Origin of the sequence: Burkholderia sp. JP2-270 (assembly GCF_003233675.1) — a bacterium.
Taxonomy (GTDB): domain Bacteria; phylum Pseudomonadota; class Gammaproteobacteria; order Burkholderiales; family Burkholderiaceae; genus Burkholderia; species Burkholderia pyrrocinia_C.
The window spans coordinates 2772886-2791024 of record NZ_CP029824.1 but is presented as its reverse complement, the minus strand read 5'-3'; the positions used below and the strand labels follow the sequence as shown (position 1 = coordinate 2791024).

Annotated in this window: 12 protein-coding genes; 10 read left to right on the top strand and 2 right to left on the bottom strand. The window is 66.0% G+C overall.

The features are described 5' to 3' along the window. Positions 1–231 precede the first annotated feature (231 nt). From DM992_RS13120 to DM992_RS13085, 7 genes are all read left to right on the top strand, one after another. Positions 232–2154 carry a PrkA family serine protein kinase gene (locus tag DM992_RS13120; RefSeq protein ID WP_111017132.1) on the top strand — a complete coding sequence of 641 codons (1923 nt, stop codon included), beginning with the start codon at positions 232–234 and terminating at the stop codon, positions 2152–2154. A 125-nt stretch (positions 2155–2279) separates the two neighbouring features. Then, a complete protein-coding gene (locus DM992_RS13115; RefSeq protein ID WP_111017131.1) occupies positions 2280–3548 on the top strand; it encodes a YeaH/YhbH family protein in 1269 nt (422 codons plus the stop codon). Then, positions 3545–5224, top strand: a complete 1680-nt coding sequence (locus DM992_RS13110; protein ID WP_111017130.1) for a SpoVR family protein — start codon at positions 3545–3547, stop codon at positions 5222–5224. The genes DM992_RS13115 and DM992_RS13110 overlap by 4 nt, the downstream gene beginning before the upstream one ends. Before the next feature lie 234 nt (positions 5225–5458). Further along, positions 5459–6763: an MFS family transporter gene (locus DM992_RS13105; RefSeq protein WP_111017129.1), complete on the top strand. Its 1305-nt coding sequence runs from the start codon at positions 5459–5461 to the stop codon at positions 6761–6763. A 541-nt stretch (positions 6764–7304) separates the two neighbouring features. Further along, a complete protein-coding gene (locus DM992_RS13095) occupies positions 7305–8120 on the top strand; it encodes an ABC transporter substrate-binding protein (protein ID WP_041489925.1) in 816 nt (271 codons plus the stop codon). A 94-nt stretch (positions 8121–8214) separates the two neighbouring features. Then, on the top strand, positions 8215–8937 hold the full coding sequence (locus tag DM992_RS13090; protein ID WP_111017127.1) for an amino acid ABC transporter permease: 723 nt from the start codon (positions 8215–8217) through the stop codon (positions 8935–8937). 2 nt (positions 8938–8939) lie between these two features. Beyond that, positions 8940–9665, top strand: a complete 726-nt coding sequence (locus DM992_RS13085) for an amino acid ABC transporter permease (RefSeq protein WP_111017126.1) — start codon at positions 8940–8942, stop codon at positions 9663–9665. A 153-nt stretch (positions 9666–9818) separates the two neighbouring features. Here the strand turns inward: DM992_RS13085 and DM992_RS13080 are convergent, their stop codons facing one another. Continuing rightward, positions 9819–11084: a M23 family metallopeptidase gene (locus tag DM992_RS13080; RefSeq protein WP_111017125.1), complete on the bottom strand. Its 1266-nt coding sequence runs from the start codon at positions 11082–11084 to the stop codon at positions 9819–9821. Positions 11085–11422: 338 nt separating this feature from the next. Next, positions 11423–12070 (bottom strand): TetR family transcriptional regulator, encoded by a 648-nt coding sequence (locus tag DM992_RS13075; protein ID WP_111017124.1) that lies wholly within the window; start codon positions 12068–12070, stop codon positions 11423–11425. 149 nt (positions 12071–12219) lie between these two features. Here DM992_RS13075 and DM992_RS13070 point away from each other — a divergent pair, with 149 nt between their 5' ends. The 3 genes from DM992_RS13070 to DM992_RS13060 are packed head-to-tail and all read left to right on the top strand — an operon-like array spanning position 12220 to position 18047. Next, a complete protein-coding gene (locus DM992_RS13070; protein WP_111017123.1) occupies positions 12220–13425 on the top strand; it encodes a MexX/AxyX family multidrug efflux RND transporter periplasmic adaptor subunit in 1206 nt (401 codons plus the stop codon). 15 nt (positions 13426–13440) lie between these two features. Then, positions 13441–16578 (top strand): multidrug efflux RND transporter permease subunit, encoded by a 3138-nt coding sequence (locus DM992_RS13065; RefSeq protein ID WP_111017122.1) that lies wholly within the window; start codon positions 13441–13443, stop codon positions 16576–16578. Next, positions 16578–18047, top strand: coding sequence for an efflux transporter outer membrane subunit (locus DM992_RS13060; protein ID WP_111017914.1), 1470 nt, complete (start codon positions 16578–16580; stop codon positions 18045–18047). The genes DM992_RS13065 and DM992_RS13060 overlap by 1 nt, the downstream gene beginning before the upstream one ends. Positions 18048–18139: the final 92 nt, after the last annotated feature.

Here is an 18139-nt window from a genome sequence, read left to right as displayed (position 1 = left end):
AAGAGGTTCCGTTGTTCGACGAGACGCGGCGGATGCCGTTTCTGCGGCTCGGGAGGTCGATTGTAAAACGACGAAATGCGTTGTCCAAGCGGTGTTGTCGAGAATGACGAACTTCATACGAAGAGTTCGTGAAAAAAAATAAGAAAGGGTTTAGGATGAATTCGAACGCGCTTGCTTCTGCGCAGTCGTACGAAGGCAGGCACGTCTTCAGACTCAGGCGAGGGAGGTAGCATGGATATTTACAGCAGCTTCGCGAACCGCTTCGAAAGAACGCGAGAGGAAGAGCTCTCGCTGGAGGAGTATCTCGCGCTCTGCAAGAACGATCCATCCGCGTACGCGACGGCTGGTGAACGCATGCTGGCAGCAATCGGGGAACCTGAACACATCGATACCCGCAACGAACCGCGCCTGTCGCGGATCTTCGCGAACAAGGTCATCAAGGTCTATCCCGCATTTCGTGAGTTCTACGGAATGGAGGAAGTGATCGAGCAGGTGGTCGCGTATTTCCGCCACGCTGCGCAAGGGCTCGAAGAGAAGAAGCAGATCCTCTATCTGCTCGGCCCGGTGGGCGGCGGCAAGTCGTCGATCGCCGAGCGTCTGAAGCAACTGATGGAGCGCGTGCCGTTCTATGCACTGAAGGGTTCGCCCGTCAACGAATCGCCGCTCGGGCTGTTCGACTACGACGAAGACGGCCCGATCCTCGAGGAACAGTACGGCATTCCGCGCCGCTACCTGAAAAGCATCCTGAGTCCGTGGGCCGTCAAGCGCCTGCACGAATACAACGGCGACATCCGCCAGTTCCGCGTCGTGCGCCGCTATCCGTCGATCCTGCGGCAGGTCGGCATCGCGAAGACGGAGCCGGGCGACGAGAACAACCAGGACATCTCGTCGCTGGTCGGCAAGGTCGACATCCGCAAGCTCGAGCAGTATGCACAGGACGATGCCGATGCGTACAGCTACTCGGGCGGCCTGTGCCTCGCGAACCAGGGCCTGCTCGAATTCGTCGAAATGTTCAAGGCGCCGATCAAGGTGCTGCACCCGCTGCTGACCGCCACGCAGGAAGGCAACTTCAAGGGCACCGAGGGCTTCGGCGCGATTCCGTTCGACGGGGTCATCCTCGCGCACTCGAACGAGTCGGAGTGGAAGGCGTTCCGCAACAACCGCAACAACGAGGCACTGCTCGACCGGATCTTCGTCGTGAAGGTGCCGTACTGCCTGCGCGTGTCGGAAGAGACCAAGATCTACGAGAAGCTGATCCGCAACTCGTCGCTCGCCGAGGCCGTCTGCGCGCCGGGCACGCTGAAGATGATGTCGCAGTTCTCGGTGCTGTCGCGCCTGCACGAGCCGGAGAATTCGAGTCTGTTCTCGAAGATGCAGGTATACGACGGCGAAAACCTGAAGGACACCGATCCGAAGGCGAAGTCGTACCAGGAATACCGCGACTACGCGGGCGTGGACGAAGGGATGACGGGCGTGTCGACACGCTTCGCGTTCAAGATCCTGTCGCGCGTGTTCAACTTCGATTCGAGCGAGGTCGCAGCCAACCCCGTGCACCTGATGTACGTGCTCGAACAGCAGATCGAACGCGAGCAGTTCCCGCCGGAAACCGAGCAGAAGTACTTGTCTTTCGTGAAGGACGTGCTCGCATCGCGCTACGCGGATTTCATCGGCAAGGAGATCCAGACGGCCTACCTCGAGTCGTATTCGGAGTACGGCCAGAACATCTTCGACCGCTACGTCACGTATGCCGACTTCTGGATCCAGGATCAGGAATTCCGCGATCACGATACGGGCGAGAGCTTCGATCGCGCCGCGCTGAACGCGGAACTGGAGAAGATCGAGAAGCCGGCCGGCATCAGCAATCCGAAGGATTACCGCAACGAGATCGTGAACTTCGTGTTGCGTGCACGGGCGGCGAATGCCGGCAAGAACCCCGTGTGGACGAGCTACGAGAAGTTGCGCGTCGTAATCGAGAAGAAGATGTTCTCGAACACCGAGGAACTGTTGCCGGTGATTTCGTTCAACGCAAAGGGTTCGGCGGAGGAGCAGCGCAAGCACGAGGACTTTGTAAACCGGATGGTCGCGAAGGGCTATACGCCGAAGCAGGTGAGGCTGCTTTGCGACTGGTACCTGCGCGTGCGCAAGTCGTCATGACGCGCGCGGTACCGAGCCCGTGCGGCGAGGCCGTACGGGCGCTTTCAGGGACGCCGCCCGCATGACGGGAGACGGCATGTGCGGCGAGCGTTCCGGCATATCGACTTTCGAGCGGGAGACCGGCAGTGCTTCATCAAATCATCGACCGCAGGCTGGCCGGCAAGAACAAGAGTATCGCCAATCGCGAACGCTTCCTGCGTCGCGTCAAGAACTACATTCGTCGTGCCGTGTCCGACGCGGTGCGCGACCGTAGCATCAAGGATATCCAGAGCACGCAGAGCATCACGATCCCGCGCAAGGACATCGCGGAGCCGAATTTCCGGCACGGGCCGGGCGGGCGTCGTGAATACGTGCACCCCGGCAACGAGGACTACGTGCGCGGCGACAAGATCCCGCGTCCGCAGGGCGGTTCGGGCGGCGGCGGCAGTCAGGCCAGCAACGAGGGCGAAGGGCAGGACGACTTCGTGTTCGAGCTGTCGCGCGACGAGTTCATGCAGTACTTCTTCGACGATCTCGAACTGCCGCGCCTCGTGAAGACGCATCTGCTGACGGTGCCGAGCTGGAAGAACGTGCGCGCGGGCTGGTCGGCGGAAGGCACGCCGAACAACATCGACGTCGTGCGCTCGCTGCGCAGCGCGCTCGGCCGGCGCATCGCGCTCGGCTCGCCGCTCGTCAACGAGCTGCGTGAACTCGAGGCCCGGCTCGAAGCGATGAAGAGCGATCCGGAAGACCGCCGCGCGGAAATCGCGACGCTCGAGGCCGAGATACATCACCTGAAGGGGCGCATCTGGCGAATTCCGTTCATCGATCCGTTCGACCTGCGCTACATCAACCGCGTGAAGCAGCCGCAGCCGTCGAGCCAGGCCGTGATGTTCTGCCTGATGGACGTGTCGGGCTCGATGGACGAGCAGCGCAAGGATCTCGCGAAGCGCTTCTTCATCCTGCTTTACCTGTTCCTCAAGCGCAACTACGAGCGCATCGAGGTCGTGTTCATCCGGCACCATACGCGCGCCGAGGAAGTCGACGAGGATACCTTCTTCCATTCGACCGAGAGCGGCGGCACGGTCGTGTCGAGCGCGCTCGAACTGATGCGCAAGGTGCAGAACGAGCGCTACTCGCCGACCGAGTGGAACATCTACGGCGCGCAGGCGTCCGACGGCGACAACTGGACCGACGATTCGCCCAAGTGTCGCAAAATCCTGGAAGAGGATATCCTCACGAAGACGCGTTACTTCGCGTATATCCAGGTCGCGCCGGAAGAGCAGAATTTGTGGCTGGAATACGCGCAACTGGCACTGTCGCAACCGCATCTCGCGATGAAAAAAGTGGAATCGGCTGCCGACATTTACCCGGTGTTTCGCGAATTGTTCGAAAAGCAGGTGGAAATGTCATGACGACCCGCCATCTGCACAGCGAGTCGCGCGGCTACGAGCCGCGCCCTTCCGGCGACGACACGGCCGGCCCTGCCGCATCGCAGCAACGCGCGCAGGCCGAACCCTTGCCGCCGGCCGCCGACTTGCCCGGTTCCGGGCAAAAGGAAGCGCGTATGAACGTTGCCGAACGCAAGCCGCTGCCGTGCCCGTCCGACTGGACGTTCGAACTGCTCGAGGAATACGACACGCACATCTCGCAGGTCGCCGAACAATACGAGCTCGACATCTACCCGATCCAGCTCGAACTGATCAGCGCCGAACAGATGATGGACGCGTATGCGTCGGTCGGGATGCCCGTCAACTACCGCCACTGGTCGTTCGGCAAGCACTTCCTCGCGACCGAGAAGAGCTACCGCCGCGGCCAGATGGGCCTCGCGTACGAAATCGTCATCAATTCGAACCCGTGCATCGCGTATCTGATGGAAGAGAACACGATGACGATGCAGGCGCTCGTGATCGCGCACGCGGCGTACGGGCACAACTCGTTTTTCAAGGGCAACTACCTGTTCCGGCTGTGGACCGACGCGCACGCGATCATCGACTATCTCGTGTACGCGAAGAACTACGTCGCCGAATGCGAGGAGCGCTACGGGCTCGATCGCGTCGAGGAACTGCTCGATTCGTGCCATGCGCTGATGAACTACGGCGTCGACCGCTACAAGCGGCCGCAGAAGCCGTCGCTGTCGAAGGAAGCGGCGCTGCGGCGCGAGCGCGAGGCGTACCTGCAGTCGCAGGTGAACGAGCTGTGGCGCACGCTGCCGGGCAAGAAACCCGAGCTGATGGAGGAGCAGGAAGACCGCTATCCGCCCGAGCCGCAGGAGAACCTGCTGTATTTCGCGGAGAAGAACGCGCCGCTGCTCGAGCCGTGGGAGCGGGAAGTGATCCGCATCGTGCGCAAGATCGGCCAGTATTTCTACCCGCAGCGGCAGACGCAGGTAATGAACGAAGGCTGGGCGACGTTCTGGCACTACACGCTGCTGAACACGCTGTACAACCAGGGCAAGCTGGAAGACAGCTTCATGATGGAGTTCCTGCATTCGCACAGCAACGTGGTCTACCAGCCGCCCGTCACGAAGCCGTACTACAGCGGGATCAACCCGTACGCGCTCGGTTTCTCGATGATGAGCGACATCCGGCGGATCTGCGAAGCGCCGACGGAAGAGGACTACAAGTGGTTTCCGGAGATCGCGGGCACGCCGTGGCTGCCGGCGATGCACTACGCGATGCGCAACTTCAAGGACGAGAGCTTCATCGCACAGTACCTGTCGCCGAACCTGATCCGCGAGATGCGGCTCTTCTCGGTGCTCGACGACGACATGCGCGATTCGCTCGAGGTGTCGGCAATCCATGACGATTCCGGCTACCAGTACGTGCGGCAGGCGTTGTCGCGGCAGTACGACATCCATCACCGCGAGCCGAATATCCAGGTATGGGCCGTGAACACGCGCGGCGACCGCAGCCTCACGCTGCGCCACTTCATGACCGACAACCGCCACCTGTCGAACGACAGCGACGAAGTGCTCAAGCATATGGCGCGGCTGTGGCAGTTCGACGTGTACCTGGAAAGCGTCGACGAGGCGGGCACCGTGCGCAAGCGCTACGAGTGCCGCTACGTGCCGCCGGAGGTGCGCGTGTGAGCGCCGCTTTCGAATAGTTTGCATCGGACGCCAGCCTGCGGGCTGGCGTTTTCATATGACGAACGCGCGGCGGGAGAAAAATTTTCTACATCCGGACGAACCCGGAAAGCCTGTTACTTTACATTTCGCTAAAATCCCGTAGCGCCGTGCCGCCGGAACCGGTGCCACGTGCGACCGCACGCGGCGGCCTCAAGCCGTCTCGCCCAGAAAGCATTAAAAGGAACAGACCAATCCATGGACGTCCAGACCGACCAAGCTGCGCTGTCCGCGCATGACACCCGGCGGCGCGTGTTCGCCATTGTCGGCGCCTCATCGGGCAACCTCGTCGAGTGGTTCGACTTCTACATCTACTCGTTCTGCGCGCTGTACTTCGCGCCGGCGTTCTTCCCGAGCGGCAACACGACGACGCAGCTGCTGAACACGGCAGGCGTGTTTGCGGCCGGCTTCCTGATGCGCCCGATCGGCGGCTGGCTGTTCGGCCGCATCGCCGACCGTCACGGCCGTCGCGCGGCGATGATGATCTCGGTGCTGATGATGTGCGGCGGTTCGCTCGTGATCGCGGTGCTGCCGACCTATGCGCAGATCGGCGCGCTCGCGCCGGCGCTGCTGCTGGTCGCGCGCCTGTTCCAGGGCCTGTCGGTGGGCGGCGAATATGGGACCAGCGCGACCTACATGAGCGAGGTCGCGCTGAAGGGCCGGCGCGGCTTCTTCGCGTCGTTCCAGTACGTGACGCTGATCGGTGGTCAACTGTGTGCTCTGCTGGTGCTCGTGATCCTGCAGCAGACGCTGTCGACCGACGAACTGAAGGCGTGGGGCTGGCGCATTCCGTTCGTCGTCGGCGCGGCGGCCGCGCTGATCTCGCTGTACCTGCGGAAATCGCTCGACGAGACGTCGACCAGCGCATCGCGCGACAAGAAGGACGCCGGCACGATCCGCGGCGTGTGGCGGCACAAGGGCGCGTTCCTGACGGTGGTCGGCTTCACGGCCGGCGGCTCGCTGATCTTCTACACGTTCACGACGTACATGCAGAAGTACCTCGTGAATACGGCCGGCATGCACGCGAAGACGGCCAGCAACGTGATGACCGTCGCGCTGCTCGTCTACATGCTGATTCAGCCGGTGTTCGGCGCGCTGTCCGACAAGATCGGCCGCCGCACGTCGATGATCCTGTTCGGCTCGTTCGCGGTGATCGGCACGGTGCCGCTGATGCATGCGCTGAAGGACGTGACGAGCCCGGTGGCCGCGTTCGTGCTGATCACGGTCGCGCTGGCGATCGTCAGCTTCTACACGTCGATCAGCGGCCTCATCAAGGCCGAGATGTTCCCGCCGGAAGTGCGCGCGATGGGCGTCGGCCTGTCGTACGCGGTCGCGAACGCGATCTTCGGCGGCTCGGCCGAGTATGTCGCGCTGTGGTTCAAGTCGGTCGGCAGCGAGGAAACCTTTTACTGGTACGTGACGGTGCTGTGCGCGATCTCGCTGATCGTGTCGTGGCGGATGCGCGATCCGAGCAAGGAAGGGTATCTGCGCAACGAACCGTGATCGATTGCGCATCGCGCGCAGTCGCATCGTGACGAACGTCCCGCCAGCCGGCGGGACGTTTTTTTTTGCGGCGCGCGACTATGCGTGCGGCGGCGCGTGATCGAACATGCTCGACCAGCCATGCGAGCATCTGCTCGACGCTCGGCGAGCGCGACGGGCCGTATGCGGGGAACCGGACGATCGCGCAGGTAGACCTCCTCGGCATCGCGTCGGGGGGGGCACGTCATATCGATATCGAAATCGATTCGTTGTCCGTTACGAGCAATTTCCTTAATCTGAACCCGTAGTTCGTGTGACACCTCCTTGACTGGGATTCGCGCCCGCTGTCCGCAGCGGGCGTCTTTTTTTGTGCGCGGCGTGCCGCCGCGCGGCTCGCCTGCCTCATCACGAAACCCGCTGAGCAAAGCACCATTTGTTGGTTCGGATTCGCCGCATGCGCTGATACGTTAGCGGCTTCGCGACACCACACTTCGTCGCGATGTTCCTCGAACCGGCCGCCGCGCGATCCGCGGCGGCCTTCATAACAAATCAGGTCGTGCTCATGAAAATCCACACTCTCGCTACGTGGCTCGTCGGGGCCGCGCTCGTCACCGCAGGCACCGTCGCGCATGCGGACCGTCTCGATGACATCAAGAAGGCCGGCGTGCTGCGCGTCGCGACGTTCGACAGCAACCCGCCGTTCGGTTATGTCGATGCGAAGAACAACCACATCGTCGGTCTCGACGTCGACTATGCGAAGGCGCTCGCCGACAAGCTCGGCGTGAAGCTGCAACTCCAGCCGACCAACCCGGCGAACCGCATTCCGTTCCTGACGTCCGGCAAGGTCGATCTGGTGCTCGCGAACTTCACGATCACCGACGAGCGCGCGAAGCAGGTCGACTTCAGCATTCCGTATTTCTCGTCGGGCCAGCAGTTTCTCGCGAAGAAGGGCGTGCTGAAATCGGCCGACCAGTTGAACGGCCTGCGTGTCGGCGCGGACAAGGGCACGACGAACGAGATCACGCTGCGCGAGAAATTCCCGAAGGCGACGATCGTCGCGTACGACGACACGCCGTTCGCGTTCGCCGCGCTGCGCGCCGGCAACGTGCAGGCGATCACGCAGGACGGCCCGAAGCTGATCGGCCTGCTCGCGAACGTACCCGACAAGCAGAACTACGAGATCCCCGCGTTCACGATCTCGAACGACTACATGGGCGTCGGCGTGCCGAAGGGTGAGACGCGCCTGCTCGGCTTCGTCAACGATACGCTGAAGGGGCTCGAGGCGAACGGTCGCGCCGTGCAGATCTACGACGCATGGTTCGGGCCGACGACGAAGACGCCGCTCACGCGCATCTTCCGCATCGGCGACAAGACCTGATCCACGCCGCACGCGCGCCGCGATTTGCCGGAACATCGGCAGCGCGGCGCTTTCCGTTTTGTTCCGATCGCGTGCTTCGCGCACGTCCCCCAGCATGCTCGGGTTGGCTCCCAAATATCTGTCCTGGCTCTGGCAGGGTTTCCTGCTGACACTCGGCCTCGCGGCCGCGTCGGCCGTCGCCGCGACCGCCGGCGGGCTGCTGCTCGCGGTCATGCGGCATGCGCGCGGCACGGCGCTGCGCATGGTGGCCGCCGCATATGTCGTCGCGTTCCGCAACACACCGCTGCTCGTGCAGTTGCTGTTCTGGTATTTCGGTGTCGCGTCGTTGCTGCCCGACTCGTGGATCGCGTGGCTGAACGCGCGTCATGAAGTGAGCGCGGGCCCGCTCGCGCTCGCATGGCCGTCGTTCGAATTTGTCGCAGGCTGGATCGGGCTGAGCGCGTATACGGCCGCGTTCGTCGCCGAGGAATGCGAAGCCGGCCTGCGCGGCGTGCGCCGCGCGCAGCATGACGCGTCGGCGGCGCTCGGCCTCACGCCGATGCAGTCGCTGCGCTACGTGGTATTGCCGCAGGCCGTGCGCATCGCGCTGCCGCCGCTGTTCGGCCAATACATGAATCTCGTGAAGAACTCGTCGCTCGCGATGGCGATCGGCGTGGCCGAGCTGTCGTATGCGTCGCGGCAGGTCGAAACGGAAACGTTCAAGACCTTCGCCGCGTTCGGTGTCGCGACCTTGCTGTACGTCGCGGCGGTGGCCGCGATCGAGGCCGGTGCGTACGCGGCCACGCAATGGCGCAACCGGCTTGGAGCGGGGCGTTGACGATGGATTTTTCGCTGCTGCTCTCCAACCTGCCGTACCTGCTTGTCGGCGCGTTCCCGGAAGGTCCGCTCGGCGGCGCCGCGCTGTCGCTGGTGCTTGCGATCGCGTCGGCCGTTGCATCGGCCGTGCTCGGCATCGCGCTCGGCGTCGCAATGGCGCTCGCGCGCGGCCCCGTACGCGTGCTGCTGCTCGCGTTCATCGGGTTCTTCCGCGCGATTCCCGTGCTGATGCTGATCTTCTGGACGTACTTCCTGATGCCCGTGCTGCTGCACATGGATGTGCCGGGGCTCGCGACGGTCGTCTGCGCGCTCGCGCTCGTCGGCGGCGCGTATCTCGCGCATGCGGTGCATGCGGGCATCGCCGCCGCGGGCGACGGCCAATGGCAGGCCGGGCTGTCGCTCGGGCTCACGCGCTGGCAGACGGTGAGCCATGTGCTGCTGCCGCAGGCGATCCGGATCATGACGCCGTCGTTCGTCAACCAGTGGGTCGCGCTCGTGAAGGACACGTCGCTCGCGTATATCGTCGGCGTGCCGGAACTGTCGTTCGTCGCGACGCAGGTGAACAACCGGCTGATGGTGTATCCGGCGCCGATCTTCCTGTTCGTCGCGGCGATCTATCTGGTGCTGTGCACGTCGCTCGACGGCGCGGCGCGCTGGCTGTTGTCGCGCGGCCAGCGTGCGGAACGCGTCGAGCAGGCGGCGGCCGAGCGCACGGAGCCCGCGCGGTGACGGTGTGCCGCAACCGTGGCGAACGGCCGGTGAGGACGCGCTAGCGAATATCCGCAGCGGACAGGTCGGGCCCGGCGTGCAGTACGGACAGGAGCGGTCGATGGCCGGCCGCCTGCGCTGCCGCTTCCGGCGCGACGGCGGTCGGCTCGCACGTCACGACGCCGAGTAATGTGTGTTGAAGACCGCGCGCAGCGTCGACTTGTCGGTCGCGAAATCGCCCCACAGCGGCCCGTCGTTCTGCGCGAACGCGAACGGCGCCGTATTGATCGACGCGAGGCGGAAGCGCCATTGCGCCGCCTCCTGGCGGAATGCGGTGAGCTGCATGTCGGACAGCGCCGTCTGCGCGTTCGCGAGCGTGACGAGCGGGTCGACCGGATCGTTTGCGACGCGCACTTCGAAATGCAGGTGCGGGCCCGTTGCGGCGCCCGTCATCCCGACCGAGCCGAGCCGCTGGCCCTGCTTCACGGTTTCGCCGGTCTTGAGGCCGTGCGCGAACGCGGACAGGTGTGCGTAGTAGGTCGAGTAGCCGTCCGCGTGATCGACGATCACGTAGCGGCCGTAGCCGCCCGGATCGGTGCCGACGAACGACACGACGCCATCGGCCGCCGCGTCGACGGGCGTGCCGGACGGCGCGGCGAGATCGACGCCCGTGTGGAAGGCCATCGCCTGCGACAGCGGATGGACGCGCTCGCCGAAGAACGAGCTGATGCGCGTCCACTTGACCGGCATCGTGAACGCGGCGGCTTCGAGCGGCGAACCGTCGAGCGTGTAGTACGCGCCGTGCTCGGCACCCGGCGCGCGGAACCAGATCGCGCCGAACGTGCGGCCGGCGACGCGCAGTTCGAGTGCGGTGAGGCGCGGCGTGCCGTCGGTCGTATCGAACGCGACGCGGTAATAGTCGCCGCGCTGCGCACTCGCGCGCATCGCGACCTTGCCGGTGACGAGATCGCCGAGCTGGATGCGCACCTCGGGCGGCACGTCGAGCCGGTTCAGCGTATCGGACAGCGTGAGCTCGATGTCGCCCGCGCGCATCCCGTGCTGGTTTTCGGGTGGCGCAAGCTGGAACAGGCTCGCATAGCCGAGCATGTCGTTGCGGTGTGCGCTGAGCGGCGCGAACAGTCCCGGCTGTGGGCTGCGGTCGTTGTGTTCGCTGTATTCATTGCGCTCGCCGAGCGTGCGGGCGAGCTCGCTCGACACGAAATGCTGCGCGGTGGGAAACGGCGTGTCGGACAGCACGCGCTGCGGCAGCACGGCCGTGCCGGAGTCGACGGCGCCGGGCAGTTGCGACACGGCCGGCAGCGCGGCGGCAAGGCCGAGGGCGGCGAGGGCGCCGAGCACGGCGGCCGGCACGAGCGCGCGCACGACGCGCTGCGTGCGGCCGGGCGCGAAAGCATCAGGGGTTGCGGCAGGCTTGACCAAGGTGTCCACATCCAGGAAAGCGGTTCAAAGGGGTGTGGGCAGGGGCCGCCGGCGGCTCAACCGTCGAATGGCGACGGGGCGGGCGGCGGGCGTGCAACAAAACAGGCCCCGCCAGGGGCCTGTGTCGTTTCCGTTCGACCCAACGCGCGGGGCGGCCCCGCTTCGAACGGCGGCGTGTTTACCGGGTCGAACCCGGTTATCACGAAGACGCTAAAGAATGATGACAGCGCCAGTCTACCGATGTTCCGCGAAACGTTAAAAATTTTAAAGGGGGTCAGCTCATTCGTTTCGCAGTGCGGTAAATCGGGTTAAATCAGAATTTGTTACGATAATTTTCGTCAGTCCGGCAATTTTTGCGCGCGGCCGCGCAGCGCGACGGACGTGCGGACGGCGTCGAAGCCGGCGTCGAGCATCGCTTCGGCGTCGTTCCACAGATTGCCGCGCAGCCGGTTGGTCCAGATCATCGACGCGAACACGCCTTCGAGCAGCGACACGAGATAGACGGCGGCCAGATGCACGTCGAGATCGGCAGCGAGTTCTCCGGCCGCGATCGCGCGGCGCAGCAGCGCCTTCGTGATTCGCAGCATCTGCAGCTCGAGCAGCATGCGGCGCCGCTGCAGCGCGCCGTTTTCCTCGCTCTGCTCGCACTTCGTATAGAGGATCACGAGCACGCGCTGCATCGGGCCCGGCTCGCCGCATTCCTGCAGATAGTGCGACGCGGCACGCCGCAGCGTGGCGAGCGGCGGCAGGCCGTCGCTCGCGTCGAAACCTTCCGACGTGCGCGCGAACGCGCGGTCGCACATCGCGAGACATACCTCCATCTTGTTGCGGTAGTGACCGTAGACGGCGCCCCGCGACATCCCGGCGGCCTCGGCGAGGTCCGCCATCGCAGTTTGCGCGACGCCTTTCTCAAGCAGCACGAGCTCGGCGGCGTCGAGGATCCGGTGCTTGATGGCGAGCGATTCTTCCCGGGTCTTGCGGGCCATGTCGTGAGTTTCCTTACAATTCGCTGTCGTTTTATTGAGACAGTGTGGCGGTCAGATTGAAACAGCGTTTATTTAATCAGTCGTGACTGATTATAATCGGTCACCCTGAGCCGCCGCATTTTATCGGCGGCGAACGATCCGAGGTCACCATGAATAACAACAATTGCTTCCTGTCGCGCTGCCGCCGGCTGGCGCCGTTCACGCTGGCGGCCGCGCTCGCCGTGGCCGGATGCGGCAAGGGCGAGCAGGACGCGGAGAAAGAGACCGCGAAGCAGGCGACCGTCGTCACGGTACGCCCGACGGCCGTGCCGATGACCGTCGAATTGCCGGGCCGGCTCGACGCGTACCGGCAGGCGGAAGTGCGCGCGCGAGTCGCGGGCATCGTCACCGCACGCACCTACGAGGAAGGCCAGGAAGTGAAGCAGGGCGCGGTGCTGTTCCGCATCGATCCCGCGCCGCTGAAGGCCGCGCGCGACGCCGCGCAGGGGGCGCTCGCGAAGGCGCAGGCCGCCGCGCTCGCGGCAAGCGACAAGCGCCGCCGATACGACGATCTGGTGCGCGACCGCGCGGTCAGCGAGCGCGACCATACCGAGGCCGTCGCCGACGACACGCAGGCGAAAGCCGGGGTTGTATCTGCGAAGGCCGAGCTCGCGCGTGCGCAGTTGCAGCTCGACTATGCGACCGTCACCGCGCCGATCGCGGGCCGCGCACGGCGCGCGCTCGTGACCGAAGGCGCGCTCGTCGGCCAGGACCAGGCGACGCCGCTCACGACCGTCGAGCAGCTCGATCCGATCTACGTGAACTTCTCGCAGCCGGCCGCCGACGTGGACGCGCTGCGCCGCGCGGTGAAGAGCGGCCGCGCGACGGGCATTGCGCAGCACGACATCGCGGTGACGCTGTTGCGTGCGGACGGCACTGCGTATCCGCTGAAAGGCAAGCTGCTGTTCAGCGATCTCGCGGTCGATCCGACCACCGACACCGTCGCGATGCGCGCGCTGTTCCCGAATCCGGAGCGCGAGCTGCTGCCGGGCGCATATGTGCGGATCGCGCTCGACACGGCGGTCGACCAGCGGGCGATCCTTGTGCCGCGCGACGCGCTGCTGCGCACGACCGATCGCACGTCGGTGCGCGTCGTCGGCGCGAACGGCAAGGTCAAGGACGTCGAGGTCGCGGCCGACCAGATGAGCGGCCATGACTGGCGCATCACGCGCGGCCTGACGGGCGGCGAGCGCGTGATCGTCGACAACGCCGCGCAGTTCGCGCCCGATACGGCCGTCAAGCCCGTCGAGAAGGCACCGCCGTCGAAGGCGGCGCCGGCAGCGGCCGCTTCGCACGCGGCCGCCCGTCAAACCTGACCGGTTCAAACCACCATGGCACGTTTCTTCATCGATCGCCCTGTCTTCGCGTGGGTGATCGCAATCTTCATCATGCTGGGCGGCGCGTTCGCGATCCGCGCGCTGCCCGTTGCGCAATACCCGGACATCGCGCCACCCGTCGTCAGCATCTATGCGACATACCCGGGTGCGTCAGCGCAGGTCGTCGAGGAATCGGTGACCGCGCTGATCGAGCGCGAAATGAACGGCGCGCCGGGGCTGATGTATACGTCCGCGACGAGCAGCGCCGGGACGGCGTCGCTGTACCTGACGTTCAAGCAGGGCGTAAATGCCGATCTCGCGGCCGTCGAAGTGCAGAACCGGCTGAAGACGGTCGAGGCGCGCTTGCCCGAGCCCGTGCGCCGCGACGGCATCCAGGTCGAGAAGGCCGCCGACAACATCCAGCTCGTCGTGTCGCTGACGTCGGACGACGGCCGGATGACCGACGTGCAGCTCGGCGAATATGCGTCCGCGAACGTCGTGCAGGCGCTGCGCCGCGTCGACGGCGTCGGCAAGGTGCAGTTCTGGGGCGCCGAATATGCGATGCGGATCTGGCCCGACCCGGTGAAGATGGCCGGGCACGGCCTCACCGCGTCGGACATCGCGTCGGCGGTGCGCGCGCACAACGCGCGCGTGACGATCGGCGACATCGGCCGCAGCGCGGTGCCGGCCAGCGCGCCGATCGCGGCGACCGTGTTCGCCGACGCGCCGCTGAAGACGCCGGCCGATTTCGGTGCGATCGCGCTGCGCACGCAGGCCGACGGCTCCGCGCTGACCCTGCGCGACGTCGCGCGCGTCGAGTTCGGCGGCAACGACTACAACTATCCGTCGTACGTGAACGGCAAGGTCGCGACTGGGATGGGCATCAAGCTCGCGCCGGGCTCGAACGCGGTGTCCACCGAGAAGCGCGTGCGCGCGACGATGGACGAGCTGTCCGCGTTTTTCCCGCCGGGCGTGAAGTACCAGATTCCGTACGAGACTTCGTCGTTCGTGCGCGTGTCGATGAACAAGGTCGTCACCACGCTGATCGAGGCCGGCGTGCTCGTGTTCCTCGTGATGTTCCTGTTCATGCAGAACCTGCGCGCGACGCTGATCCCGACGCTTGTCGTGCCGGTCGCGCTCGCGGGCACGTTCGGCGTGATGTATGCGGTCGGCTTCTCGATCAACGTGCTGACGATGTTCGGGATGGTGCTCGCGATCGGCATCCTCGTCGACGATGCGATCGTGGTGGTCGAGAACGTCGAGCGGCTGATGGTCGAGGAAGGGCTCGACCCGTACGACGCGACCGTCAAGGCGATGAAGCAGATCAGCGGCGCGATCGTCGGGATCACCGTGGTGCTGACGTCGGTGTTCGTGCCGATGGCGTTCTTCGGCGGCGCGGTGGGCAACATCTACCGGCAGTTCGCGCTGTCGCTCGCGGTGTCGATCGGCTTCTCGGCATTCCTCGCGCTGTCGCTGACACCCGCGCTGTGCGCGACGCTGCTCAAGCCCGTGTCCGGCGACCATCACGAGAAGCGCGGCTTCTTCGGCTGGTTCAACCGCTTCGTCGCGCGTGCGACGCAGCGCTATGCGACGCGTGTCGGCGCAATGCTGAAAAAGCCGTTGCGCTGGCTGGTCGTGTACGGCGCGCTGACCGCGGCCGCGGCGCTGATGCTCACGCAACTGCCGACCGCGTTCCTGCCGGACGAGGATCAGGGCAACTTCATGGTGATGGTGATCCGGCCGCAGGGCACGCCGCTCGCGGAAACGATGCAGAGCGTGCGCGAGGTCGAGTCGTATATCCGCACCGACGAGCCGGCCGCGTATACGTTCGCGCTCGGCGGCTTCAACCTGTACGGCGAAGGGCCGAACGGCGGGATGATCTTCGTCATGCTGAAGAACTGGAAGGAGCGCAAGGCCGCGCGCGATCATGTGCAGGCGATCGTCGCGCGCATCAACGAGCGCTTCGCGGGCACGCCGAACACGACGGTGTTCGCGATGAATTCGCCGGCGCTGCCCGATCTCGGCTCGTCGAGCGGCTTCGACTTCCGGTTGCAGAACCGCGGCGGGCTCGACTACGCGACGTTCAGCGCCGCGCGCGAGCAGCTGCTCGCGGCGGGCGGCAAGGATCGCGCGCTCGCCGACCTGATGTTCGCGGGCACGCAGGACGCGCCGCAACTGAAGCTCGACATCGATCGCGCGAAGGCGTCGGCGCTCGGCGTATCGATGGACGAGATCAACACGACGCTCGCGGTGATGTTCGGCTCGGACTATATCGGCGACTTCATGCACGGCACGCAGGTGCGGCGCGTGGTCGTGCAGGCCGACGGGCTGCACCGGCTCGACCCGGACGACGTGAAGAAGCTGCGCGTGCGCAACGCGCGCGGCGAGATGGTGCCGCTCGCGGCGTTCACGACGCTGCACTGGACGATGGGGCCGCCGCAGCTCACGCGCTACAACGGCTATCCGTCGTTCACGATCAACGGCTCGGCCGCGGCAGGCCACAGCAGCGGCGAGGCGATGACCGCGATCGAGCGGATCGCCGCGAAGCTGCCGGCCGGCATCGGCTACGCGTGGTCGGGGCAGTCGTTCGAGGAGCGGCTGTCGGGCGCGCAGGCGCCGATGCTGTTCGCGCTGTCGGTGCTGGTCGTGTTCCTCGCGCTCGCGGCGCTCTACGAGAGCTGGTCGATCCCGTTCGCGGTGATGCTGGTCGTCCCGCTCGGCGTGATCGGCGCGGTGCTCGGCGTCACGCTGCGGATGATGCCGAACGACATTTATTTCAAGGTGGGGCTGATCGCGACGATCGGGCTGTCCGCAAAGAACGCGATCCTGATCGTCGAAGTCGCGAAGGATCTGGTCGCGCAGCGCATGTCGCTCGTCGACGCCGCGCTCGAAGCCGCGCGGCTGCGGCTGCGGCCGATCGTGATGACGTCGCTCGCGTTCGGCGTCGGCGTGCTGCCGCTCGCGTTCGCATCGGGCGCGGCATCCGGCGCGCAGATGGCGATCGGCACCGGCGTGCTCGGCGGCGTGATCACGGCGACCGTGCTCGCGGTGTTCCTCGTTCCGCTGTTTTTCGTGATCGTCGGCCGCCTGTTCGACGTCGGCCCGCGCCGGCGCGGCGGCGCGCAGCCGGCGACGATGGAGGGGTCCCGATGATGTTTGCGCTGAATGCACGCGCCGTGCTGCGGGCGCAGCTCGCGCTGGCCGCTACGCTCGCGCTCGCCGGCTGCTCGCTCGCGCCGCGTTACGAGCGGCCGGCGGCGCCGGTGCCGGCCACCTATGCGCCGGCCGACGGAAGCCAGGAGCCGGCTGCGGCGTCTGATACGACACCTGCCGACGCCGCGCTGCTCGACGACTGGCATGCGTATTTCACCGATCCGGCGCTGCAGGCGTGGATCGACGCGGCGCTCGCGAACAACCGCGACCTGCGGATCGCGGCCGGCCGGCTCGAGGAGGCGCGCGCGCTGTACGGCGTACAGCGCGCGGACCTGATGCCGTCGGTCGATGCGAATCTCGGCTATGAACGCACGCGCCAGTACGACCCGGTCGTGCGCGAAAGCGCGATCAGCGGGCTGTATCGGGCGGGCGTCGGCGTCAGCGCGTACGAACTCGACCTGTTCGGCCGCGTGCGCAACCTGTCCGATGCGGCGCTCGCCGAATATTTCGCGACGGCCGACGCACAGCGCACGGTCCGCATCGGCGTGATCGCCGAAGTGGCGGGGGCGTATGTATCGGAGCGCTCGCTGTACGAGCAGCTCGCGCTGGCGCAGCGCACGCTCGATGCGCGCGTGCACATGGCCGCGCTCACGCAGCGCCGCTACGCGGCCGGCACGAGCGATGCAATCGAGCTGCGCTCGGCCGAGATGCTGGTGGCGTCCGCGCGTGCGTCGCAGGCCGCGCTGCAGCGCGAGCATGCGCAGGCCGTGCGGGCGCTGCAATTGCTCGCGGGCGATTTCGCGCGCAACGTGCCCGGCGACGCGACCGTGCTCGACATGTTGTCGATCGCGCCCGTGGCGCCCGGCGCACCGAGCGCGCTGCTCGAACGGCGGCCGGACATCCGGCAGGCCGAGGCGCGGCTCAAGGCCGCGAACGCGCAGATCGGCGCCGCACGCGCGGCGTTTTTCCCGCGCATCGCGCTGACGACCGACTACGGCTCGGTCAGCGACGCGTTCTCGAGCCTGTTCGCGGCAGGCACGAGCGTGTGGACGTTCGCGCCGCGCATCACGCTGCCGATCTTCGCGGGCGGACGCAATCGCGCGAACCTCGACGTCGCGAACGCGCGCAAGCACATCGCGGTCGCCGAATACGAGAAGGCCGTGCAGACCGCGTTCCGCGAAGTGGCCGACGCGTTCGCCGCGCGCGACTGGATCGATCGCCAGCTTGCCGCGCAGCAGGACGTCTACACGGCGGACGGTGCGCGGCTGAAGCTCGCGGAGCGCCGTTATGCGGGCGGCGTCGCAACGTATCTCGAACTGCTCGACGCGCAGCGCAGCACGTACGAGTCGGGGCAGGAGCTGATCCGGCTCAAGCAGCTCAGGCTCGCGAACGCGATCGCGCTGTATCGCGCGCTCGGCGGCGGCTGGGCGCCGGGCTCGGCGTCGGCGGAGGTCGCGGCTTCCGCATGATATGCGTCGCCTGACGCCGCAGCGCGCCGGGCAACGAAACGGCGGCCGCACGATTCGACTTGCGGCCGCCGTTTCGATCGACATCGTTGCCC

What these genes read in the sequence shown, in the direction of transcription:
- DM992_RS13120 (WP_111017132.1), top strand. Translation starts at nt 232, where the DNA reads ATGGATATTTACAGCAGCTTCGCGAACCGCTTCGAAAGAACGCGAGAG.
- DM992_RS13110 (WP_111017130.1), top strand. Translation starts at nt 3,545, where the DNA reads ATGACGACCCGCCATCTGCACAGCGAGTCGCGCGGCTACGAGCCGCGC.
- DM992_RS13105 (WP_111017129.1), top strand. Translation starts at nt 5,459, where the DNA reads ATGGACGTCCAGACCGACCAAGCTGCGCTGTCCGCGCATGACACCCGG.
- DM992_RS13095 (WP_041489925.1), top strand. Translation starts at nt 7,305, where the DNA reads ATGAAAATCCACACTCTCGCTACGTGGCTCGTCGGGGCCGCGCTCGTC.
- DM992_RS13090 (WP_111017127.1), top strand. Translation starts at nt 8,215, where the DNA reads ATGCTCGGGTTGGCTCCCAAATATCTGTCCTGGCTCTGGCAGGGTTTC.
- DM992_RS13085 (WP_111017126.1), top strand. Translation starts at nt 8,940, where the DNA reads ATGGATTTTTCGCTGCTGCTCTCCAACCTGCCGTACCTGCTTGTCGGC.
- DM992_RS13075 (WP_111017124.1), bottom strand. Translation starts at nt 12,070, where the DNA reads ATGGCCCGCAAGACCCGGGAAGAATCGCTCGCCATCAAGCACCGGATC.
- DM992_RS13070 (WP_111017123.1), top strand. Translation starts at nt 12,220, where the DNA reads ATGAATAACAACAATTGCTTCCTGTCGCGCTGCCGCCGGCTGGCGCCG.
- DM992_RS13065 (WP_111017122.1), top strand. Translation starts at nt 13,441, where the DNA reads ATGGCACGTTTCTTCATCGATCGCCCTGTCTTCGCGTGGGTGATCGCA.
- DM992_RS13060 (WP_111017914.1), top strand. Translation starts at nt 16,578, where the DNA reads ATGTTTGCGCTGAATGCACGCGCCGTGCTGCGGGCGCAGCTCGCGCTG.